General features: G+C 63.3%; 21 protein-coding genes. 10 read left to right on the top strand and 11 right to left on the bottom strand.

Translation table 11 applies throughout. The annotated features are described in order from the left end of the window. The first annotated feature begins 53 nt into the window (after window positions 1-53). A complete protein-coding gene (gene glcC / locus PXJ20_RS14205) occupies window positions 54-824 on the top strand; it encodes a transcriptional regulator GlcC (protein WP_126876055.1) in 771 nt (256 codons plus the stop codon). Between the two features lie 85 nt (window positions 825-909). On the opposite strand, the gene PXJ20_RS14200 is transcribed toward glcC, so the two are convergent. From PXJ20_RS14200 to PXJ20_RS14190, 3 genes are all read right to left on the bottom strand, one after another. Next, window positions 910-1,488: a hypothetical protein gene (locus PXJ20_RS14200; protein WP_421031362.1), complete on the bottom strand. Its 579-nt coding sequence runs from the start codon at window positions 1,486-1,488 to the stop codon at window positions 910-912. A 113-nt stretch (window positions 1,489-1,601) separates the two neighbouring features. Further along, window positions 1,602-2,333 carry a transporter substrate-binding domain-containing protein gene (locus PXJ20_RS14195; RefSeq protein WP_421032608.1) on the bottom strand — a complete coding sequence of 244 codons (732 nt, stop codon included), beginning with the start codon at window positions 2,331-2,333 and terminating at the stop codon, window positions 1,602-1,604. A gap of 54 nt (window positions 2,334-2,387) precedes the next feature. Continuing rightward, a complete protein-coding gene (locus PXJ20_RS14190; RefSeq protein WP_421031363.1) occupies window positions 2,388-3,353 on the bottom strand; it encodes a LysR family transcriptional regulator in 966 nt (321 codons plus the stop codon). Window positions 3,354-3,459: 106 nt separating this feature from the next. Here PXJ20_RS14190 and PXJ20_RS14185 point away from each other — a divergent pair, with 106 nt between their 5' ends. The 3 genes from PXJ20_RS14185 to PXJ20_RS14175 are packed head-to-tail and all read left to right on the top strand — an operon-like array spanning window position 3,460 to window position 5,600. Continuing rightward, window positions 3,460-4,194 carry an SDR family NAD(P)-dependent oxidoreductase gene (locus PXJ20_RS14185; protein WP_199542089.1) on the top strand — a complete coding sequence of 245 codons (735 nt, stop codon included), beginning with the start codon at window positions 3,460-3,462 and terminating at the stop codon, window positions 4,192-4,194. A gap of 14 nt (window positions 4,195-4,208) precedes the next feature. Continuing rightward, window positions 4,209-4,976, top strand: coding sequence for an SDR family NAD(P)-dependent oxidoreductase (locus tag PXJ20_RS14180; protein WP_421031364.1), 768 nt, complete (start codon window positions 4,209-4,211; stop codon window positions 4,974-4,976). A gap of 27 nt (window positions 4,977-5,003) precedes the next feature. Next, window positions 5,004-5,600 carry an NADPH-dependent F420 reductase gene (locus PXJ20_RS14175; protein WP_421031365.1) on the top strand — a complete coding sequence of 199 codons (597 nt, stop codon included), beginning with the start codon at window positions 5,004-5,006 and terminating at the stop codon, window positions 5,598-5,600. Between the two features lie 101 nt (window positions 5,601-5,701). Here PXJ20_RS14175 and PXJ20_RS14170 read toward each other — a convergent pair whose 3' ends face one another. Next, window positions 5,702-6,430, bottom strand: a complete 729-nt coding sequence (locus tag PXJ20_RS14170; protein ID WP_421031366.1) for a FadR/GntR family transcriptional regulator — start codon at window positions 6,428-6,430, stop codon at window positions 5,702-5,704. Between the two features lie 424 nt (window positions 6,431-6,854). Here PXJ20_RS14170 and PXJ20_RS14165 point away from each other — a divergent pair, with 424 nt between their 5' ends. The 4 genes from PXJ20_RS14165 (at window position 6,855) to PXJ20_RS14150 (ending at window position 11,617) form a co-directional block, all read left to right on the top strand. Then, window positions 6,855-7,982 (top strand): sugar ABC transporter substrate-binding protein, encoded by a 1,128-nt coding sequence (locus PXJ20_RS14165; protein ID WP_026121165.1) that lies wholly within the window; start codon window positions 6,855-6,857, stop codon window positions 7,980-7,982. A gap of 112 nt (window positions 7,983-8,094) precedes the next feature. Then, on the top strand, window positions 8,095-9,657 hold the full coding sequence (locus tag PXJ20_RS14160) for a sugar ABC transporter ATP-binding protein (protein WP_421032609.1): 1,563 nt from the start codon (window positions 8,095-8,097) through the stop codon (window positions 9,655-9,657). Next, window positions 9,654-10,634 (top strand): ABC transporter permease, encoded by a 981-nt coding sequence (locus PXJ20_RS14155; protein ID WP_421031367.1) that lies wholly within the window; start codon window positions 9,654-9,656, stop codon window positions 10,632-10,634. The genes PXJ20_RS14160 and PXJ20_RS14155 overlap by 4 nt, the downstream gene beginning before the upstream one ends. Further along, window positions 10,631-11,617: an ABC transporter permease gene (locus PXJ20_RS14150; protein ID WP_126876061.1), complete on the top strand. Its 987-nt coding sequence runs from the start codon at window positions 10,631-10,633 to the stop codon at window positions 11,615-11,617. Before PXJ20_RS14155 ends, PXJ20_RS14150 begins: the two co-directional genes overlap by 4 nt. Before the next feature lie 14 nt (window positions 11,618-11,631). Here PXJ20_RS14150 and PXJ20_RS14145 read toward each other — a convergent pair whose 3' ends face one another. The 6 genes from PXJ20_RS14145 to PXJ20_RS14120 all read right to left on the bottom strand — a co-directional run bounded on the left by PXJ20_RS14145 (window position 11,632) and on the right by PXJ20_RS14120 (window position 19,404). Beyond that, window positions 11,632-11,973, bottom strand: a complete 342-nt coding sequence (locus tag PXJ20_RS14145; RefSeq protein WP_421031368.1) for a DHCW motif cupin fold protein — start codon at window positions 11,971-11,973, stop codon at window positions 11,632-11,634. Between the two features lie 379 nt (window positions 11,974-12,352). Then, complete coding sequence (locus PXJ20_RS14140; RefSeq protein ID WP_017773401.1) at window positions 12,353-13,501, bottom strand: porin; 1,149 nt, start codon at window positions 13,499-13,501, stop codon at window positions 12,353-12,355. 215 nt (window positions 13,502-13,716) lie between these two features. Beyond that, a complete protein-coding gene (locus PXJ20_RS14135; protein ID WP_421031369.1) occupies window positions 13,717-15,417 on the bottom strand; it encodes a tannase/feruloyl esterase family alpha/beta hydrolase in 1,701 nt (566 codons plus the stop codon). Between the two features lie 229 nt (window positions 15,418-15,646). Further along, a complete protein-coding gene (locus PXJ20_RS14130) occupies window positions 15,647-17,158 on the bottom strand; it encodes an aldehyde dehydrogenase (RefSeq protein ID WP_421031370.1) in 1,512 nt (503 codons plus the stop codon). 22 nt (window positions 17,159-17,180) lie between these two features. Next, window positions 17,181-18,581, bottom strand: coding sequence for an MFS transporter (locus PXJ20_RS14125; RefSeq protein WP_277599181.1), 1,401 nt, complete (start codon window positions 18,579-18,581; stop codon window positions 17,181-17,183). A gap of 91 nt (window positions 18,582-18,672) precedes the next feature. Then, a complete protein-coding gene (locus PXJ20_RS14120; RefSeq protein WP_421031371.1) occupies window positions 18,673-19,404 on the bottom strand; it encodes an enoyl-CoA hydratase/isomerase family protein in 732 nt (243 codons plus the stop codon). Between the two features lie 56 nt (window positions 19,405-19,460). On the opposite strand from PXJ20_RS14120, the gene PXJ20_RS14115 reads away from it, so the two are divergent. Next, window positions 19,461-20,285: a GntR family transcriptional regulator gene (locus PXJ20_RS14115; protein WP_421031372.1), complete on the top strand. Its 825-nt coding sequence runs from the start codon at window positions 19,461-19,463 to the stop codon at window positions 20,283-20,285. A 27-nt stretch (window positions 20,286-20,312) separates the two neighbouring features. On the opposite strand, the gene PXJ20_RS14110 is transcribed toward PXJ20_RS14115, so the two are convergent. Further along, window positions 20,313-21,230, bottom strand: coding sequence for a DMT family transporter (locus PXJ20_RS14110; RefSeq protein ID WP_421032610.1), 918 nt, complete (start codon window positions 21,228-21,230; stop codon window positions 20,313-20,315). Between the two features lie 84 nt (window positions 21,231-21,314). On the opposite strand from PXJ20_RS14110, the gene PXJ20_RS14105 reads away from it, so the two are divergent. Continuing rightward, window positions 21,315-22,184, top strand: a complete 870-nt coding sequence (locus PXJ20_RS14105; RefSeq protein ID WP_421031373.1) for a LysR family transcriptional regulator — start codon at window positions 21,315-21,317, stop codon at window positions 22,182-22,184. Window positions 22,185-22,209 lie beyond the last annotated feature (25 nt).

The following is a 22,209-nucleotide window of genomic DNA, read 5'->3' as shown; positions in this document are numbered from 1 at the left end:
TTCATGCACTTATGAGATAATCAGGCTATCCCTTAAAAAGTGGTCATACCAGCATGAATAGCAAGGAACAGACGGCCGGTGCCCGGCGCGTTGCCGACGTGGTGGCCGAGCGCATCGAGAAACTGATCGTCGACGGCGTGCTCAAGGTGGGCCAGGCGCTGCCCTCGGAGCGCCGCCTCACGGAAAAGCTGGGGGTCTCGCGCACCGCGCTGCGCGAAGGCATGAAGGTGCTGCGCGCACGCGGCATCATCGAAACGCAGCACGGCAAGGGGTCGTTCGTCGCCAACCTCACGCCGCAGGAGCACATCACGCCGATGATGCATCTGCTCGCGTCGCAGCCACGCACGCTCTACGACCTGTTCGAGGTGCGCGGCATGCTGGAGGCCGAAGCCGCCAGACTGGCGGCGCTGCGCGGCACGGAAGCGGACTTCATCCTCATCACGAGGCGCTATGAGGAAATGAACGCGCCTGAGGCTCAGAATCTACCGCCCGCCGAACGGGCCAGGCTCGATCACGCGTTTCACCGGGCGATCTACGAGGCGTCGCACAACCCCGTTCTCGTCAATACGTTGCAGTCGCTTACCGACCTGCTGCTGAGTTCGGTGTTCGCGTCGGTCAACAACCTCTACCACCGGGAGCCGCTGAAGAAGCAGATCGACCGTCAACACGCGCGCTTCTATAACGCCGTAACAGGACGGTTGCCCGAGCAGGCTCGCCGGGCGGCGAGCGAGCACATCCGCAACGTCGTTGATTATCTTCACGAGATTGAGAACGAAGAGCAGAGGCTCGTGCGGGCAACGCTGCGGCTCGAGGGGTGGACTTGAGGGGTGGTGGGTCTTGTCGCGAGGCCGGTCGTTTTGGGAGTGCTGCGCGTTCCGAAGTAAACAATCTGCGCTCACACCCCCGGATTCAACGTACGCCCCTCGCCGCATCCCATAGATCTCGATCGCCCAGGCTCGCATGCCATGTTTCAAACTGGGAGCGCCATTGTTCAAAGGGAGCCGTAAGTGGGCGCCGCGGGTCGCCGCTCAAGGAGTACGCCATGCCTTCGATCAGCCACCTTGGCCTGGTTGCGACGGCCAGATTTCCCATTGATTCCACTTGCCGGTAGTGGATCAGCTCGTGCGCAAGATAAAACGCCTTCCAGCCACGAGGCGCGATAACCAGTCCCAAATTCCCTACGGCTTCTGCCGCGCGCTGCCCCAGTCCAAATAAATCGGCACAGGATGAGGTCGTACAAAACACGACCTGGGGCACCTGCCGAAACGGACCGACCGCAGCCGCTGCCGTAGAGATTCCGCTTTCGTACAGTCGTTGCGCGTCTTCAAGTCGAGCGACGCTGTCGGTGCAGATGTTCGGACGCGGACACGATATCCCCGGCATGAGCGATGGCACGACAACGCGAAGTGGTTTCACAAAAGCGAGAGCAGCAAGCGGCAGCATCAGCACTGCAAGCATCGACACAAGAAACACGCGTTTCAGATTCATCTCGTTTGCCGTCCTGGTTGAATCATTGAATAGCCTTTCCAGCCATCACCACGCATCGGACGCGTAAGCGTCACCCATGAGACCGCCCGAAGTTGGCCAAACCCGCCCCACACTCACCCGGCGAGAACGGGATCGATCTCATTGCGTGTCAAACCGAATTTCGACATGCGCGCGCGATGGTCCGGCGAACCCAGATATACCCGAAGCTGCGCGTTTACCGCATTGAGCAAATCGCTGTTTCCTCGATTAAACGAGAACGCGCCGAACGGAAGCGCCCGTTGCGTGCCATTCGTGCCCGGCTCATGCTCCACGGCCTCGAGCATCGAACTGCCCATACGCTGCGCCACGATGCGATTTCCCAGGGCTGTGCTCGCATACGCGTCGATCTCCCCCGAGCGAACGGCAGCAATAGCATCGGCCTGATGCTCGAAGACGACTATCTGATCTTCGCTTACACCCGACGCTCTCGCCGAGTCATGCTGCACCTGTCCCGAAATGATGCCCAGGCGCGCATCGTCGCGTTGGGCGAGTGACGCATAGCTGTCGAGCGCTTTCGGATTTCCCGCCCGAACCAGAAACCCGTCCCCTATCGCCCATACCGGCACGCTGAAGGCGACCAGATTGGCACGTTCGGGTGTCACAAACAGCGGAACATTCATATCCCAGCGGCCGGCTTCAACGCCGGGCAACAGTTCACTGAACGTCGTCAGGCGATGCTCTATGCGGGTCACTCCGATTGCCCGAAGAATCACTTCGGCCAGGTCAATGTCCGCGCCCGTTGCAGCACGGTCTGCTTTCGTCCAACCGAACGGCGGTTCTTCGATATACGCAATCGTTACCTTCATCGCTGTTTCTCGCGAAATGGAAGCGGCCATCACATCAGCCGATGGTCGACAATTTTATTTGCCTGCGCGGGCATCGCTTTTCCTGCCTTTGCCAGAGACGGCGCGCCGGCTGGCATCCTTCACCAAGCGCTGAGGATTGGCAAGCAGTTCGACCAGCCGTGTCTCGCATCCAGAAAACGAGTACCCACGCCGCTGCGAGACCATGAATGTGAGCGCGCGCATGTGCCATGCACGCCGTCGGAGTTCGACAAGTGTTCCACTCGCAAGGTCGTCCGCAACCATATGACGCGGCATGTGCCCCCAGCACAAGCCGCCCCTGAGCAGATCGTGCTTCGCGCCGAGATCATTCACCCACCACTGGCGTTCGCTGGCGACCCCTTGTTGTGTCTTTTCCGCATCGGGCTGATTGTCGGTGACGACGAGCTGGATGTGCCGGCCAAATTCCTCCCGTGGGATGGGCCCCGCGATTGCGGCCAGCGGATGCGATGGCGCGCAGACGGTCACCATTTGCGCGTCACATAAATGCTGCCGTTCCATGGTGCCTGGGCTCAGTTCCGGCACGTCCATGATTGTCACCGCCAATGCACACGTGCCTTCGAGAACCAGACGCTCGCCGCCCTGCATGGTCGTCATGCGCAGATTGATGGCAACTGTCGGAAAGTCCGCCTGCACGGTGCGCAGGCATTCAATCAGGTGTGCGCGCGGGAAATAGGTATCCACGGCAATGGAGACCTGGGGGACGCCGGCTTCGGCAATCGCCACCGCGCGCATCTTCATTTCCTCGGTGCGTGAGATCACCCCGCGAGCATCGGGCAGGAGACTGCGGCCCGCAGCCGTAAGCGTCGCTTTGCGCGTGTTGCGCTCGAACAGCATCACATCGAAGGCACGCTCGAGCGCGTTGACCGCGTGACTGATCGCCGACTGCGCTCGCCTCAGTTCCCGCGCAGCCCCCGAAAAGCTTCCCTCATCACACACGGCAACGAAGGCCCGAAGTTGATTGATGGTGACGTTGTCGAGCATGGGTATCCAAAAAGTAGATGGCAGCTATAGATATTTAGTCAATTGGCTTCATGAATCAAGAGCGCCAGAATCGTGTTTCCCGCTGTTGTTTCGAAGGATGCACGACATGAACAGACTGAATGGAAAGACCGCTGTGATCACCGGCGGCGCAACCGGCATCGGCCGCGCCGCAGCAAAGCGCTTCATCGAGGAAGGCGCGTTCGTCTTCATCTTCGGCCGCCGGCAGGACGCGCTCGATGCTGCTGTCGCCGAACTCGGGCCCCATGCCCGCGCGGTGAAAGGCTCGGTCTCCGATCTGGCCGACCTCGACCGGCTCTACGCGGCAGTGAAGGCCGAGCGCGCAACCCTCGACATCGTCTTCGCCAATGCCGGGACGGGAAGCCCGCTTCCGCTCGGCCAGATCACCGCCGAACACATCGACGAGACTTTCGACACCAACGTGAAGGGCACGATCTTCACGGTCCAGAAGGCGCTGCCGCTGATGGGCCAGGGCGGTTCGATCATCCTGACCGGATCGAGTGCGGGCACCACGGGCGCCCCAGGATTCACGGCCTACAGCGCGAGCAAGGCAGCGGTGCGCAACCTCGCGCGAACCTGGGCGGAGGACCTGAAGGGCACCGGTATCCGGGTGAACGTGCTGTCGCCCGGAGCGACGGCGACCGAACTGGCGAAAGAGGCGCTAGGGGAAGAGGGCCAGAAGGCCTACGGTGCAATGACGCCGCTCCAGCGTATGGCCGATCCCGCGGAGATCGGCGCGGTGGCCGCCTTTCTTGCGTCGTCGGACAGCAGCTTCATGACCGCGAGCGAGGTCGCCGTCGACGGTGGCCTGGCACAACTCTGAGGAGACGGAATCAAATGACGCAATCGCTAGAAGGCAAAACAGCGCTCGTTACCGGGGCATCACGGGGCATTGGCCGCGCCATCGCCGAACGTCTTGCAAAAGACGGTGCAATGGTCGCGCTAACCTACAACGCCAGCAGATCCAGCGCAGACGAGGCGATCGCCGCCATAGAGAAAGCGGGAGGCACCGCGTTCGCGATCCATGCGGATCTTGTTGATGCGGCGACCATCCCGGCTTTGTTCGAGACACTCGACGGCGAGTTCACCAGGCGCAACGGCAGCAAAACGCTCGACATTCTGGTCAACAACGCGGGCAATTCCGGCTGGGTGGGCTTCAAGGACGCGACGCCGGAAAGCTGGGATACCCTGATGGCGGTCTACGCCCGCGCGCCCTTCTTCATCATTCAGGCCGCGCTCGATCGTCTCGCCGATGGTGGACGCATCATCAACATTTCTTCCGCTGCCGCCACGAAGCCCGTGACGGCAGCGCCCGTCTACTCGATGGCGAAGGCGGCCATCAACACCCTGACCCATACGCTCGCAATCGAGCTGGGGCCACGTGGCATCACGGCGAACGCCGTAGCGCCAGGCTACACGCGAACGGATGCGAACGCGGAGTTTCGGAAGCGTCCGGAACTCGTCAAAGCGGTCGAGGCGCAAATCGCGCTGGGCCGCTTTGGCGAGCCTTCGGAAATCGCCGCCGTCGTGGCGTTCCTGGCCTCCGATGAAGGCCACTGGGTGACCGGCCAGACGATTGAAGCGAGCGGTGGTTACAAGCTCTGAGCGCGCCGGGAAACGAAGGAGAAACAGATGAGTTACGCAATCGTTGGCTTCGGCAAGATCGGCCACGCACTGGCCAGAGCGTTCGCCCGCAAGGGCATCGAAGTATCCGTTGCAACCACGCGCGACCCGGCAAGTTTTGCGTCCGATGCAGCAGCCATCGGACCTACGATCATTCCCCAAACCCTGGCGCAAGCCGTCAAGGCGGACGTCATCTTTCTGGCAATCCGTTTCGAGTCGCACCCGGAGGTCGCGAAGGCGCTGCCCAGCTGGAAAGAAAAGACCATCATCGACGCGATGAACACGTTCGCGCCGCCAGAGGAACTGGACGGTCTTCCGTCCTCGGCTTTCGTCGCGAAAGCGTTCACTGGAGCGAGGCTCGTGAAGGGCTTCAACCATCTGGGCGCCTCCGTCCTTGCCCAGGATCCAGCCGTACACGGTGGCAGGCGAGTCGTGTTCCTCGCGAGCGACGACGACGGCGCCGCAGCGGAGGTTGGCGCGCTCGCGGAAGACCTGGGTTTCGCGTCGGTCAAGCTTGGCGGGCTGTCGGAAGGTGGACTGCTTGTACACGCGCGCGGAGAGAGCTGGGGGCACCTGATCTTCAAGGACCTGGTCAAGTTCGACTGATGAAGAGACGCATCGACGCCTGGCGCCGCCGGCAGTCGTGACGGGATTCGATGCTCCCAACAACGGCAACGGCGGCACGCGCCCCACCCGCAAGACACCGTCTACCGCCACGCCTGCGTAAATTCTTCGATCACACGTGCCAGATGGGCCTGCATCGCGGTGCGCGCGCCGGTCGCGTCGCGCGCCAGAATGGCCGAGAAAATACGCTGATGGTCGTCCTGCGAAGCCGCGCGCAGCGCAGGCGTATGGAAATGCTCCTCGATCTTTTGCCACAGAGGGTCTGCGCGCGAGTTGTCCCACATCGCCGTCACCACGCCTTGCAGCATGCCGTTGCCCGTCGCCTGCGCAATCGCGAGATGGAACTCGCGATCCGCAGCCTCGTTCGCGGCCTTGTCGTCCATGTTCTCGCGCATTGCCCGCATGGCGGCGAAGAGCCGGTCCAGATCGGCATCCCTGCGCTCGGTGGCGGCGAGCGCCGCGATTTCGCTTTCGATCACCGCGCGTGCTCGCAGCGTCTCTATGGGACCCGATCCACGCGGCAGTTCGAACCCGATCGATCGCGCTTGCGCCGCCTCGGCCACGTAGATGCCCGAGCCCACGCGCACCTCGACCACGCCCTGCACTTCCAGCGCGATGATCGCTTCGCGCACCTGCGTGCGGCTCACGCCGAAGCGCTCGGCCAGCGTGCGCTCAGAAGGCAGACGCGCACGCGGCCCCACGTCGCCGGCCACGATCAGATCGTAGATCTGGCTCGCCAGTCCGACGTACGAACGGTCGGCCGCTTCCGCATCGGCGACGCGGCCGTTTGGCGTTTGCGAAACATCGGCCATCCAGTCTTCCCGTAGTCATGGGTGCCGCCAGGCCGGCAGCACAAGTTCGTCAAAATGGTATACCACTTCCCACGGCACGCCGAGTCCGTCAGCCCGCGCGGCGGCGATCCGCAAGGCATGGCATCACCGCGCGGACAGCGGCCCGAAAGGAGGCGCCGGGCGCCGTGGTAAACCACTATCGCGCCTGGATTGGTATGCCAGTGACAATCCGTTGTGTCAGATGGGGAGGCGTTTGCGCAGGCCCTTCTAGTCGCTTCGAGGGAACGCCTTTGAAGAATCCTTTTCGCCGGTTCGGTGCATCCGATCCGGTCCCGCTGTAGCACTTCCGCAAGATTCCCTGCATCACGCACACCGTCCCGGCCATCCGGGCAAGCCGTGCGCCCGCAACCGGTCAACAGGTTCAATCCAACAAACTGGAGACAACATGCTTTCAGGAATCCACGTGCTACGCGCGGCAGCGACCGCGGCATTGGCGCTGTACGCAGGCGCGTCTTTCGCGCAGGCATCCATCGTGTCCGGGCCGTCCAGCGACCCCACCTGCATGGTCCCCTGGAAGAGCGACACGAAGTTCGTCAAATATCCGAAGAAGAACGGGCCCTACCGGGTCGCGCTGGTGAACGGCTATATCGCGAACACCTGGCGTATCCAGATGATCAAGACGGCGAAGGCCTATACGGCGCAACCGGCCGTCGCCTCGAAGCTCAAGGAGTTCAAGGTCGTGTCGACCGGCGAGGACGTGCCCGCGCAGATCTCGGCGGTCAATAACTTCATCGACGCCGGCTACGACGCGATCATCGTGGACGCGCAGAATCCTGCCTCGTTCGGCCCGGCGATCCGCCGCGCGAAGAAAGCGGGCGTCGTGCTGGTCGCCTTCGACAACACGCTCGACAGCGAAGACGCGATCAACGTGGACGTCGATCAGTACGGCCTCGGCGTGCTGTGGGCGAAGTGGCTCGCCGGGCACCTGCCGAACGGCGGCAAGGTGCTCGAAGTGCGCGGCGTGGCGGGCACCTCCGTGGACACCGACCGGCACAACGGCTTCCAGAAAACGCTCGACGCCACCGGCAAGAAGTGGAACGTGGTGCAGGTCTACGGCAAATGGGACGACGGTGTCGCGCAGAAAGCCACCGCCGACGCGATTGCCGTGCAGGGCCATTTCGACGGCATTTCGGCGCAGGGCGGCGACACGGGCGTCGTGCGCGCGATGATCGACGCGAAGCATCCGTTCGTGCCGTTCGGCGGTGAAACGGAGAACGGCTTTCGCAAGTTCTGCGCGCAATACGGCGCCCAGGGGCTGAAGTGCACGTCCGCCGGCAGCGGTCCCGCGCAGGTCGCGGTGGCAATCAAGACGGCGCTCGCCGCGCTCGACGGCCAGACCATTCCCGTGGCAATCAAGCTGCCGCTCGACGTGACCGACGACTCGAAGCTCAAGGCGGGCGTCAACTATTTCCCGAACGAGTCCGACAACTTCTTCGTCGGCAATTCGTTTCCCACGTGCGGCATCAATTTCTCCGCACAGGAAATCATGAAGCAGAGCCAGGGCAACCAGTAATCCGGTCGGCCCACGACATGACGGGAGACGCAGCATGCCGCAGGATGCGCAGCAGCGGGAGCGACTGGAACGACAGGAACAATCGGAGCAACCCGAGCAGCTGCTCTTTCAGATGTCGGGCGTATCGAAGAGCTACGGCGGCGCCGTTGCGCTGGACCATGCGCAACTCGCCGTGCGTCGCGGACGCATCCACGCGATTCTCGGCGAGAACGGCGCGGGCAAGTCCACGCTGCTGAAGGTGATGTCCGGCGTCGTGCAGCCGGACGAAGGCACCATGCGGCTCGACGGCCGCGAAGTCGCGTTCGGCTCGCCTGCCGAGGCGAACGCGGCCGGCATCGTCTGCGTGTATCAGGAGCTTTCGCTGATTCCCGACCTGAGCGTGGCGGACAACATCTTCGCGTCGAACCCGCCGCGCCGCTTCGGCATGATCGACCGCAAGGCTCAACGTCGCCAGGCCGAGGCCGCGCTCGCGCGTGCCGGCGCGCCGGACATCAACCCGCTCGCCAAAGTGCGCGACCTGCCGCTCTCGCGCCAGCAGATGGTCGAACTCGCGAAAGGGCTCGCGCACGAGCCGCGCATCCTGATTCTCGACGAGGCCACGTCCGCGCTGACCGCCGCCGACGTGGCGCGCGTGATCGAAGTGCTCAAACGCCTGCGTGACGAAGGGCTCGCGCTGCTCTTCATCTCGCACCGCATGCACGAGGTGAAGGCGCTCGCGGACGAATGCACGGTCTATCGCAACGGTCGTCACGTGATGAGCTTCGAAGCCGGCACGCGCACCGACAACGAGGTTGTCGAAATGATGATCGGCAGGACGTATCAGCATGCTTTCCCGGCGAAACCCGCGGATCACGCTGGCGGTGAAGCCGCCGACGAACCAGCGGAGCCTGGACAGCGCCAAACCGCGGCCCCGGTGCTGGCCTGCCGCGACCTCTCGTGGAGCGACACGCTGCGAGGCATCAGCTTCTCGCTCACGCGCGGCGAAATTCTGGGTCTGGGCGGCCTCGACGGACAAGGCCAGCGCGAACTGCTGCTCGCGCTGTTCGGCGTATTGCGCGGTTGCGCCGGCACGATCGAGATCGACGGCAAGGCCGTGTCGATCGGCAGCCCGATGGCCGCGCGCGCGAAAGGCATCGGCATGGCGCTGATTCCCGAAGACCGCAAGACCGAAGGCCTGATGCTGCCCATGTCGGTGCGCGAAAATCTGTCGTTCGCCGCGCTCGACCGCATGTCCATCGCGGGCGTGATCGACCGCGAGCGCCAGCAGGCGCTGGTCGACCAGATGACCACGCTGCTCGCCATCAAGTCGGCAAGCGTCGACGCGGCTGTGGGGTCGCTCTCGGGCGGCAACCAGCAGAAAGTGGTGATCGCCAAGTGGCTCGCGCGCAAGCCACGCATCCTGCTGCTGAGCGACCCCACGCGCGGCATCGACGTCGGCACCAAGCAGGAAATCTATCAACTGCTGCGGCGCCTTGCCGACGAAGGCGCGGCCATCCTGTTCTATTCGACCGACTACGACGAGCTGATCGGCTGCTGCGACCGCGTGCTCGTGCTGTACGAAGGCCGCATCAAGAAAGAACTCGTCGGGACGGAGATCACCGAGCAGAACCTGATCGCGAGCGCGCTCGACCTGCCGGTCGGGCAGCTCTCGCCTTCCACGGGAGTTGCATCATGAGCGGTCTGCGTTACTGGTATGCGGAAAATCGCGGCACGAGCTTCGCGTTCGGCCTGTTCGTGCTGATGTTCGCGATCTATCTGTTCAACTATCCGTCCGCGCTTTCGGCGAACGTGTTCCAGACGGCGGCGAACAAGGCCGTGCTGCTCGCGCTCGTTTCGATGGCCCAGGCGCTCGTGGTGCTGACGGCCGGCATCGATCTTTCCGTGGGCATGATTCTGGTGCTGACGAACTGCATCGGCTCGTGGCTCGTCGTGGGCGACGCGTTGCACAGCGCGCTCGGCATTGCCGGCGTGCTTGCGGCCGGCGCACTGTGCGGCGCGCTCAACGGCGTGATCATCATCTTCGGCCGGCTGCAGCCCATCGTCACGACCATCGCGACGGGCGCGCTGTACTACGGCTTCGCGCTGCTGCTGCGCCCGGTTCCAGGCGGCACGATCAACGACGATCTAGGCGACGCGCTGACCGGCAAGGTAGCCGCCGTGATGCCGGCGAGCCTGCTGATTCTGCTCGCCGCGGTGATCATCATCTGGATTCCTTTCAAACGCTCGACCATCGGACGTGCAGCGTATGCGACCGGCTCGTCCGAAGCCGCGGCTTTCCTCTCCGGCATGCCGATTCGCCGCGCGAAATTCGCGAGCTATACGCTTGCTGGCCTGCTCGCCGCGATCGGCGGACTCTTCCTCACCTTCTTCACGGACACCGGCGAAGCAAGCCTTGGCAGTGCCAACTCGTACACGCTGTTCTCGATCGCCGCCGTGGTGATCGGCGGCGTGTCGCTGCTCGGCGGCAAGGGCAGCGCGATCGGCGCGATCTTCGGCGCGTTCGCGTTCCGCTCGATCGGCGACCTGCTCTTCGTATTCAATGTCGACGCGCTGTGGCAACCGCTGTTCCAGGGCGTGATCCTGTTGCTCGCCGTCGCGATCGGGGCATGCGGGCTGTTCAGGGTGCGCAATCGTCTGGAGTGGTTCCAATGACCGACGTTTCCGCAAGCAGCCGGGCCACGCTGGTGTCGAAGCTCACGCGCAGGGTCGACAAGCCGATCCTCATCTCGTTCGCATGCATCGTCGCGCTGTTGCTCGTGGGCGGCATGTTCTCGCGCAGCTTCACGTCACCCGAATACATCCTGCTGCAATTGAAGGTGGGCGCGTTCCTCGGCATCATCGCGACCGGTCTGATGATGGTGATTCTGCTCGGTCACATCGACCTCTCGCTGCCGTGGACCATCACCGTCGGCGCGATGATGGCGTGTGCCGTCGCGGGGCATGGCGAACTGGGGCGCGTGCTCGCCATTCCGGCAGGAATCGGCTGCGGCGTGCTGATCGGCGTGGTCAACGGCATTCTCGTCGCGCTGCTGCGCATTCCCTCGATGATCGCGACGCTCGCGACCAACGCAGTCGCGCAGGGCATCATGATCGTCTACACGGGCGGCTCGTCGCCGCAGGACTCCGCGCCGGAAGTGATGCGCTGGCTTGCGGCGGGCTGGCTCGTGCCGGGCGTGCCGAACGCGGTCGCACTCTGGGTGGTGATCGGCGGCGCCACGATATTCCTGCTGTCGCGCACGACCTTCGGCCGCACGCTGTACGCGATCGGCAACACCGAGCGCGCGGCGTATCTCTCGGGTATCAACACGCGGCTCGTGACCGTGGCGGCGTTCGCGGTGTGCAGCGCGTTCGCCGCGTTCGGCGGCGTGTTGCTTGCCGGTTACGCATCGAAGGCGGCGCAGTCAATGGGCGACGCCTACCTGCTGCCGGCGATTGCGGCAGTCGTGCTGGGCGGCACGTCGATCCTGGGCGGCCGGGGTTCGTACCTCGGCACCGTGGCCGGCGCGATCCTGATCACGCTGCTGCAGTCGATTCTCTCCGTTGCGCAAATGCCGGAGGCGGGGCGGCAGATCATCTACGGCGTGGTGATCGCCGCCATGCTGCTGCTTTACGGGCGAAGCAAGCGGGAGCGCTAGGTCGCGACCTGTTCTCAGTCGACAATGAACAGCTTCGCACCGGTCCTGGTGTAAGACTGGTGCGGCTCCGCGTTGTCGCCCACCTGGTAGCTCATGCCGGCCGTCAAAACGAACTTGCGCCCGTCTTCAAGCGTCGTTTCCAGTTCGCCTTCCAGGCAAAAAAGAATATGGCCTTTCTGGCACCAGTGATCGGCGAGGTAACCGGGCGTGTATTCGACCATCCGCACGCGGATTTGATTCGACGTCTCACCAAAAAACCGGGTGCGCCAATAAGCCATGCCGGTTTCACCCCGGTGCTCCGTTCTTTCAACCTCTGCCCAGTGGGTCGTGCCGAAGGCGAATGCGTCCATTTTCATTCTGTCTCTTCCTCTATGAGTTCCCTTTGCGTCCGCGCAGCGGGGGATGTTCGAACGGTCTCGCTTGTCAGTGTCCTCAACGGGACACGATATAGCCTGCAGAGCGGCATTGCCCGGGTCGCGAGAATTTTCCCGTTGAGAAACAGAGGTAGTTTGGGCTGATGCTGCCTGGCACGGAAGGCAACTGGTTATTCCGGTATGGCTTGTAACAGGCTTCGCCGCGCTCGGCGGCGAGGGCAATTTCGGCCGCCCACTATCGCATCGGCTACGCAGTTTGCAGAACAGACTCGCGCCGCCGTCCAGCCGCGCAGCGGTACGAGCCGTCGTCGCACGCGCATCGTTCGCGGAGCCATGCGGCATCCGCGAACGTACGTGGGGATTAGAAGTGATGCAGCAGGGCGAGACGCACGACGTACTGATTCGGGCCCGATGAGATATCCGCCCCGCCCGGAACGTACGCGTAGTCAAAGTCGGTTCCGGTGTGCGCGTTTATTGCATGCTGATACACGCCTTCCAGGAACACCGACGTGCGTTTCGACATGTCGTAATTGAACTTCGTGCTCAGTTGGTGCCACTTGGGATTGAACGCACCGACTGTAGAAGACACGCGCGCCTGCGTGTACGTGTACGCGGCACCCACGTAAAACGCAGGCGTGAGGTGATAGAGCCCGTTCACCTCGAAGTTGTCGAACTTCCACGCTTTCCATGTGCCGCCAGCCGGTTGCGTTGTTCCGGTGAAGTACGCATTCGCCGTAGGATCGTAGACGTCGACATGCGAATACGCGAAGCCGATGAGGGCATTCGCGAACGCGTAATTCACGCCGATGCCGATGTTCTGCTGCGACGACGCGTCGAACGTGTTGTCGCCGGTAATCGCGCCAGTGGAACCGGCATTGCGTGCGTTGTTGATCTTCACATACGACGCGCCTACGGTCAGCCCACCCTGCTGGTATTGCAGCGCCGCGCTATACAGGCGGTTGTTCGCGAAGCCGCCCGCCTGGTTGCTGAATGCGTACATGGCCTCTGCGGTCACGCCGTGCCACACCGGCGAAACGTACTTCACCGAGTTGTTCACGCGGAACGAGTAGTCGGTGTTGTCGTTGTCATACGGATGCGCGAACAGATAGCCGGTCCAGTTCCCGTTTGCGGTGAGCGGGGAGAAGATGTCGACGCTCGGATCGTACTGGCGTCCGATCGTGAACGTACCGTAACGATCGGACGCGATGCCAATGAACGCCTGGCGGCCGAACTCCCGACCGCCCTGGCTCATCTTTCCGTTGTTGACGTCGAAGCCGCTCTCGAGGGCGAAAATCGTCTGGTAACCTCCGCCCAGATCCTCGGCGCCTTTGATGCCCCAGCGGCTGCCGTAATCGTAGCCGCTTTGCAGTTGCACGGTGCCGTGGCCGCGTGCATTGCTCGTGTAGTTGATGCCGTCTTCAATCTTGCCGTACAGCGTCACGCTGCTTTGCGCATGCGCGGCGGCAGCAAGCATGGCCGCCGGCACGACGATCCCCCAACGCTTGTTCATTACGATTTCCCCCAAGCCGTTCGTTTTCCGGTCGCAGCGCGTGCGCGCTGCGTATATGTGTCGCGCGTGCCGCGTCGAGGTTTCCCAGCGATGCGACCGGGGGGAGTGTAATGAGCCGATTTTCTGCTTTTAGTCCCTCTCAGTGAAAAGGTGCTCTCTAAAATCCGGGCTATTTACCGGGCCAGGAAACGGATAGCAACCATGCTTGCCCTCACTCATTCCACACACCTGAAAGAAGCTGCCCGATCCACGTCGCCACCTTCATAGCGAGGCCACTTCGGGTAATCGCATAGCGGCCTCGTACGTCCTGGGACGCCAGCGGTGTCCGTAGTCACCTGGCCGACCGGCGCCCGTCCTTGCTCGCGCCACTGCTCGAGCGCCGACAACGAATCCCATGTCGCGTTGAAGGTGCTGCTTGCGGCATGCCCCATGCCGGGAATTTCATAGAACCGCACGAACGAATTGACCTGATCCACGCCGAACTGTGCTTGCAGCCGCCGATAGTATTGTTCCGTCGCGCGCGTGCTGACCAGAACATCGACCAGGCCGTGAACGAGCAGCAGTTTCCCGCCGCGTGCCTTGAACGCAGAGATGTCGGTGCTGGCGTCGAGTTGCGAACTCAGTTCGCTGATGCGGTTGGCCCAGACACCCGGCTGCTCCGGATCGAGCGACAGGGAATCGAAGTGGGGGTCGCGCGTGACCGAGTACTTGATCCACTGGTCGGTCAGGACGCTGATGTACGGTGCCGTCGAGGGCATCGGATTCGCCGGCTGGGAAGTGCCGAACGCGAGGAACGTGACGATGGGCTCCACCGGCGAGGTGCGGCTCGTGATACCCAGATCGGCACCCCACACGTTGTAACCCGGATACTGCGTCTCGCCACTCGCCAGCCGGAAGCGAAAGTGCGATGACGTATTGATCGTCTTCAACGCTTCAATCTGTGCGTCCGACAGGCAACTGTCCCCGGTGTCCGCGCCCTTCGCGCAGCGCAACGGCGCGCCGTTCAACGTGGCCGTGGACGGATCGAATCGCGCATTGCATTGCCGCTGATCGCTGATCAGGCCGTCCACCACGCCGTCGAGCGCGTCGCAGGCCTGCATCGCCGCGTCGTACACGGCTTTCCGTTTTCCGACCGAAAGATAGGCGTCAGGCCTCGCGAGCGCACGGTTCATGCGGTGACCGCCGAGCAGCGCAGCCGCATCGTCCCATGCCGGATACCAGGCGATTGCGCCGTCCCAATCGGACGGCCAGCGCTGGATCGCGGTGACGGCTTCGCGTCCGCCTGTCGAGCCGCCGGCGAAATACGCCTTGCGTGGCAAGTGCGCATAGCGGGCCTCGATGATGGCGAGCACAGCGTCGTGCGTTTTCTTCAACGCGTCTCCGCCGAAGTTCCTTACCGCCTCGTCGTTGAGCCCGAAGCGCCCGTCCTGAGAGGCGAGCGCGTTAGCCTGGTGGCCGGAGTCGCTCGCGAACGTCGCATAGCCGCGGCCAAGCGGTACGGGTTTGTCGATGGGTCCATTCGGTACATTGCCCGTCACATCGGGAATGGTGCCGTCGAAACCTCCGCCGCCGAACATGACGACTTTATCGTTCCATTGCGCGGGTAGCGCGGCCTTGAACTGGATGTCGGGTGCCGATCTGTCGACGGGGGCAATCTTGCCCGTAATCGCGCAGTAGCCGGGTAGCGCGCTGGTCCCGCTCCCGCTCGCAGCAATCGGCTTCGCCGCGGTGACAATTGCGCCGGATGTGGGCAATGCGATCTCCGAAGCGGGCACGATGAAACCCTGGAGGCGCTCGCACGCGGCCACGTGTGCAGCAGGCAACGTCGCGGCGAGGCCGGATGCGCAGACTGCCGAAGTGGTGAGGAGGATGATCGCGCGTACAACGCCGAACCTGCGGGGGTGAGCTGGTTTCATGATGTCTCCGTTATGACCGACCTTTGCATCGCGCGATTCGCTCGCGTCTTCTGGCGCATTTCGTCAGGCACCCGTCTCTTGCCTCACTGATCACTGATATTAGTGAGGCAAGAGACGCGATGTAAGGTCATTAACGGACAAGCTGGTGTCCCCGCAGAACACCGTCACCGGCGGCACATATGGCGCGCTCAATGCTTCCCGCCGGCTCGACTTCAATCAGGTTGGCTGCCTAGTTCAGCCGCTTGAGTTCGCCGTCGTCCGCGTACCAGTCGACCGTCTTGCCCGTCGTGTTGATGGTGACTGCACGTGGTTCGCTGAACTGATCGAACGACTCGATGCCCGTTTCGCGCCCTACCCCGCTGTTCTTGAATCCTCCCCAGGGCGACGCCGGGTCCAGACGATGGTGGTCGTTCACCCACACCATGCCGAATTCCAGCTTGCCCGCCACCCGATGCGCACGCGCAACGTCCTGCGTCCAGATGGAAGCGGCGAGGCCAAACTGCGTGCCGTTGGCAATGCGGATCGCGTCCGCTTCGTCTTCGAACGGCATGACGACCGTCACGGGTCCGAACACTTCGTCCTGGCCAATCTCCGAATGCGGATCGGCGTCATAGATCACGGTCGGTTCGAGAAAGTAGCCCGACGTCAATGCAGGCGGCACGCGCCCGCCTGTCAGCACTTTCGCGCCCGCCGCCTGCGCGCGTTCGAGCATGGCGAGAATGCGCTGCCGCGAGCGATCGGAAATCACAGGACCAAGCTGAGTCTTTGCATCGGTCGGGTCGCCCACGCGAATACGCTCGGCCTTCGCGCGGAAACGTTCGAGGAACGCCGCATACATCGACTTCTGCACGAGGATGCGCGCGCCGCACACGCAGGTTTGCCCGGCTCCGATGAAAGCGGCGAACGCCGCGCCATTCACCGCACGCTCCATATCGAAGTCGTCGAACAGGATCACCGCGCCTTTGCCGCCCAGTTCCAGCGTAGTCAGCGCGAAATTGCGCGCGGCGGCTTCGCCGATCGAGCGGCCCACCTCGGTGCCGCCCGTGAATACGACCTTGCGGATTAGCGGATGCCGCGCGAGTGCCGCGCCCGCTTCGCGCCCTTCTCCGTTCACGACGTTGACCACGCCTCTGGGCACGCCCGCTTCCTGCAGCAGTTTCACGAGCCGCACGGTGGTGAGCGGCGTCTGCTCCGATGCCTTGATGACCACGCTGTTGCCCGTTGCGAGCGCAGGCGCGAGGCTCTTCGAAAGAATCATCAACGGATGATTGAACGACGTCATCAACGCGACCACGCCAAGCGGCACGCGCTGCGTGTAGCAGAGGTAAGGCCCTTCAATCGGAATCACGTCGCTGCGGCGCGTGAGCGCAAGCGCCGCGAAGTAGCGGTAGAACTGCGGCAGCCGCGAAATTTGCGCGCGCGTCTCCGAAATGGGACGGCCGTTGTTCAGCGTTTCCAGCTTGTAGAACTGTTCGAGATCCGCTTCGAACAGATCGGCGAAGCGATTCATGATGCGTGCGCGTTGCTGGATCGACATATCGCGCCACGCCCCGCCTTCGAATGCGCGATGTCCCGCTTGCACCGCGCGATCCACATCGCTGGCCGAAGCCGATGCGAGTGCGCCAATCACTTCGCCCGTCGCCGGATTCAGAATATCGAGCGTGCGGCCTTCTTCAGCATCGGTCCATTCGCCGTCGATCAACAACGGTGCGTCGTAGTGCTGTGTGTTGGTTGTGTCCATTGCGTTGTTCCTGTCGGTTCATCTACTTGAGAGGCGAAGCGTGCGCATCGGCATGAAGCGCGTCGCGCGCAAGCGTGTCTTCCGGCTGAAGGTCTTCGAGTCGCTGTCCCGACGGCTCGACGCCCAGCCATGCAACCACGACGATCTGCACGGCGAGCAAGCCGATCATCATCGCGAGCACGCCGACGATGCCGTATTGCGCGAAAAGCGATACCACGATGAAAGGCGTGACGATGGTGGCGCCGCGTCCCAGCGTGTTGCAGACGCCGGAGGCGCGCAGCCGCACTTCGGTCGGAAAGAGTTCGGGCACATACACGGCGAACAGCAGCGCGACCAGCACGTAGATGGGAACGGTCAGCAGCAGTCCGACGACAGGCAGAATCACGGGGCTCGAGATGAACGGATACATCGCACCGAACACGATCGCAGCAAACGACGAGCCAATGATGGTCCGCTTGCGTCCCCACACGTCGGCCGTGAGCGCGCCGATGGCGGAACCGATAGGCGCGCCCAGCGACATCACGAGCGCAAAGCCGAACGACTTCGCAATGCTGAAGCCCTGATGCACGAAGAACGTGGGTAGCCAGGTCACGAACCCATACAGCAGCGTGTTGATGACGACGAGCGTCACGCAGCCGACGATCATCCGTTGCAGCATCGCGCCGCTGAACAGCGAACCGAACGACAGCGTCTGCGGCGCCGCCGCGCCGGGTTTCGTGGACGCGGGCGCAGGCAGCGGCTTGCCGCCTCGCGCAGCCGTGACTTCGGTTTCGATCCGGCTCAGAATCGCGTCGGCTTCCTCATGCCGTCCGACGGAATCGAGCCAGCGCGGCGACTCCGGCAACGACTTGCGCGCATACCAGACGCCGAGTGCACCCACGCCACCGAGCACGAACATCGCTCGCCAGCCGAACGACGGGATCAGCAGCAGTCCGATCAATCCCGCGACAGGCAAACCCGAGACCACGAAAACCGCCATTAACCCTTGCAGCCTGCCGCGCTTTTGCGGCGGCACGAATTCAGTCAGCGTCGAGTAGCCGACCACGTTTTCCGCGCCGAGGCCGAGTCCCATGACGAACCGGCACGCAATCAGCACGCTCATGTTCGGCGCGAGTGCGGCACCGAGCGACGCCAGACCGAACACGGCCAGATTCGCCTGATACGTGAAGCGGCGGCCGAAGCGGTCGCCGAGAAAACCGGTGCCGAGCGAGCCGAGCATCATGCCGAGAAAAGTCAGCGACACGAAGAGCGCGTTCTGCCCAAGCGTGGAGAAGCCCGATTTCAGCGTCGCACCGAGCACCGTCGACGCGACGTAGATATCGAAACCATCGAAAAACATGCCAATGCCGATCAACCACATGATGCGCCGGTGAAATCCCGACATCGGCAAGCGGTCGAGCCTGGGCCCTGCGTTGACGTTCATGTCTGTCTCCTGTCGACGCGGCGGTGCGTAGCGTTCAACGCTTATCGGCGCGCACGTCGTGTTGTATCGAGCTAGCGAAGCACGGCAACGCTCAGCGGGCCTGCATCAATCGCAATGCGTTGACGGTCAGCATGTCGGTCGCGGCGCGGAAGTTCTGTTCGACGCTGCCTTCCTGCGCCGCGAGAAAGAACGCCTTGCACTGCTTCGCGCCGGCTTCGTCGAGCGAGAGAATGCGTGCGGCAAGCGCCTCCGCTTCGGCGTGCAGGCTCGCGGGCTCGCATACGCGCGTGACGAGCCCGGCCTGCAAGGCTGCTTCCGGCGCAATGACGTCGCCGAACAGGACCATCGGGAACACGGCTTTGGGCAACGCGTAGCCGCCCAGATAAGCCATGATCGCGGCGGGCGGCAAACCTGCCCGCATCTCCGGGAACGCAACCCGCGCCGACGACGCGACGAGCGTGAAGTCGCACAGAATCGCGAGCCCGAAGCCGAAGCCGAACGCATCGCCCTGCACCTGTGCAATCGAGATCAACGACGTGCTGCGTACGAGCCGCTTGAGCTCGATCAGACGCGCAACTTCCGCGCGAATCGAGACGGCGTCCCGCCCCGCGCGTTCGCGGCCTGTGCAGAACACGTCGCCATTCGCGCGGATGCGCAGCACGCGTGCTCGCGGCTGCACGGCTTCGCTGCGTAACGCGTCCGACATCGCGTCGAACATCGCGCCCGACACCTCGTTGCCGGCCTCCGGGCAGTTCAGCGTGAAGGCGAGCGTGTCGCCGGTATGTTCGATCAGAACGGGGGCCTGCAATGGACTGCGATCCATGTCGTCTCCTGTTGTATAATCTGTATACAGCGTATTCATAGAATTTCGAGGTGTCAATGCCCGCCGTAAAAACTGCTTCCTCAAAGGCCACGACGAGCCAACCGCGCGAGGCGCCCAGCCTGGAATCGATCGCCACGCGATATCACGCGCAACTGCGCACGCTGGACTCCACGGGCGATTCGTTGAGCGACGGCGTCGTCGTGCCCGCGTTGCGCGAGGCGATCGTGGAGGGCGTGCTCGCGCCGGGTAGCCGTTTATCCGAGGTCCAGGTCGCGAAACAGCTGAACGTCAGTCGCACGCCCATGCGTGAGGCGTTCGCGCAACTCGAGCGCGAAGGGCTGGTGACCATCCTGCCGCGGGTGGGCGCCTACGTGCGGTCAGTCACACTGCGCGACGTGGAAGAGATTTATACGGTGCGTGCCGCGCTCGAATGTCTCGCGGTGCAGCTCGCATCCGAGCGCATGACTGCGCTCGGTACTGCGCAACTGGACGACGTGATCGAGGCGATGCGGACAAGCGTCGATGCGAACGACGTGGCAGCCTATGTCGATGCATTGGACCGCTTTTATACGATCGTCATGACGATTGCCGACAACCGCACGTTGCAGCAGAGCCATGCGTCGCTCATCGGCCCCGTGCGTCGACTGCGCCGCATCGCGATGGCGCGAGGCGGACGCATGCGCGCGTCGTTCGAACAGGCCGTGCGAATTCGCGATGCCATCGTCAACGGCACGAAAGACGTGCAGCAACTGATGCGGGAACAGCTTCAGGGCGCGTGCGCCGCCGCAGTCGATGTACTGAAAAATGCCGGGAAATTGGCAGAGAGACAGAGAGACAGAGGCAGGCAGGCGCCACATTCACGCACCCTGCCTGCGCCATGAAGCCCGGCGTGAAACAGCGCGCTGCCGCTACCGTCGGGGCGTACGTTCAGCAAACCAGATTGCGATCGACATGACGGCGATGCCGGTCAGTTGCAGGTAGCTCAAATGCTGACCGAGAAATAGCCGGTCGATCAGGATCGCGACCGCCGGATACACGAACTGGAACAACGCGATGCGGCTGGTGTTCAGGCGCGCCATGCCCCTGTATATCAACGTGTAGGCCAGACCGGTGTGAATGGTGCCGAGCCCGGCAAGCCACAGCCACGACGTGCCCAGCGCAGGCCAGCCGTGCTGTGCCGGCCAGATCCACACTGTCAGCGTGCCGATCGCGCATTGCCACCACGCGAGGATGCCCGCAGGCAGGTTGCGCAGACGCTTCGCGATGATCGTGACGCATGCCATGCAGAACGCCCCGACGAGGCACAGCACGACACCGAGCCAGTAACCTTGCCCAACGTCGCCCGTTGCCGGACGTTCGGCCATTCCCGTCGCCAGCACGAGGCCAGACATCGCCAACGAGACCGCGCCAATGCGCCGCCTGCCGATCGATTCCTTCAGGCACAGGGCACCCAGCACCAGCACCCACATCGGCTGAACGTGAAAGAGCACGATGGCGACCCCGGTCGGCATTCGCGCGATGGCGGTGAAGAACAATGCCCAGCTCAAGACCATCAGGGAGCCGGCGGTAAGCACCCACGGGCCGGTGGTTCGCGTCAGTCGCAAGAATCGCGTCTGGCGACGCAACGCCACCCAGAGCGTGAGACCGATCAGGCCGAGCGCACAGCGGAACCACGTTGCCGTCAGCGGATCGGCGTGCGCTTCCCTCACAAAGATGCCGATCGTGCCGAGCAGCGCGCAACCGAGAACAAATGGCCATACGCCGGTGGAAGGGCCGGCCGCGGCCAGGCCGGCGGGCGCGTCGCGAAGGTGCGGGTTCGTATTCATGCGCCCAGTGTGGATTTCCTTCACTCGAACGAAAAGCGCATAATTCGAAGCCTATCCATTCGAAATTCGAAAGCGGCGAAAACCATGAAACAGCGCGACGTACAGACAGACTGGCTGAGATGCTTCGTCGCCGTGGTCGATGCCGGATCGCTGTCGAGTGCGGCAGGCGAAGTGCATCGGTCACAGTCGGCGGTGAGCATGCAGCTCAAGAAGCTTGAAAGCGCGCTGGGGCTGCGGCTCGTCGAGCGCGGGCCACGCTCGCTCGAACTCACGCACGACGGCCAGACACTGCTCGGCTACGCCCGCCGAATCCTGGACCTGCATGCGCAAGCGCAGATTGCGCTGAAAGGCGAGCAGCTTACCGGCCGCGTGCGGCTCGGCGTGCCCGACGACTATGCCGCGAAATACCTGACGCCGGTGCTCAAACGGTTCGCGCCGTGGCATAGCGGCGTCGAAATCGAACTGATCTGCGAGCAATCGACATCGCTCATTCCACGCGTGGCGAACGGTGAACTGGACATCGCGCTGGTGTCGCGCGATCACGCGCGGCGCGGCACGCTCCTGTTTCACGAACCGATGGTCTGGGTTGGCGCAGCGCAGTTCGAGTTGTGGCGACGCGATCCGATTCCCATCGCCGTCTACGAGAGCGAGAGTCTCGCCCGACGCAGTGCGATCCATTCACTGGCGCAGCAAGGGCGGCGCTACAAGGTGGTCTACAACAGTTCCAGTCTTGCCGGGCAGATCGCGGCAGCCGAAAGCGGGTTGGCTGTGGCGGCGCTGACGCAATGTAGCGCGCCCGAACATCTGCGCATTCTTGGCCCCGACGAGGGTTTGGGTCCGCTCGAACCGATGGAGGTGGCCGTCTACCGAAGCCGCGATTCGCGCGGCTCGAAAGCCGTGGACACGCTGCACGGCTTGCTGGTCAAGACGCTACGCCAGTCGGCTTCGGCTTGATACGTATCAAACGGTCGCCACCGGA

This window comes from Paraburkholderia sp. A1RI_3L (assembly GCF_048957895.1).
Taxonomy (GTDB): Bacteria; Pseudomonadota; Gammaproteobacteria; order Burkholderiales; family Burkholderiaceae; genus Paraburkholderia; species Paraburkholderia kururiensis.
Note: the sequence above shows the minus strand (reverse complement) of the source record. Positions and strands in the feature narration are given on the sequence as shown.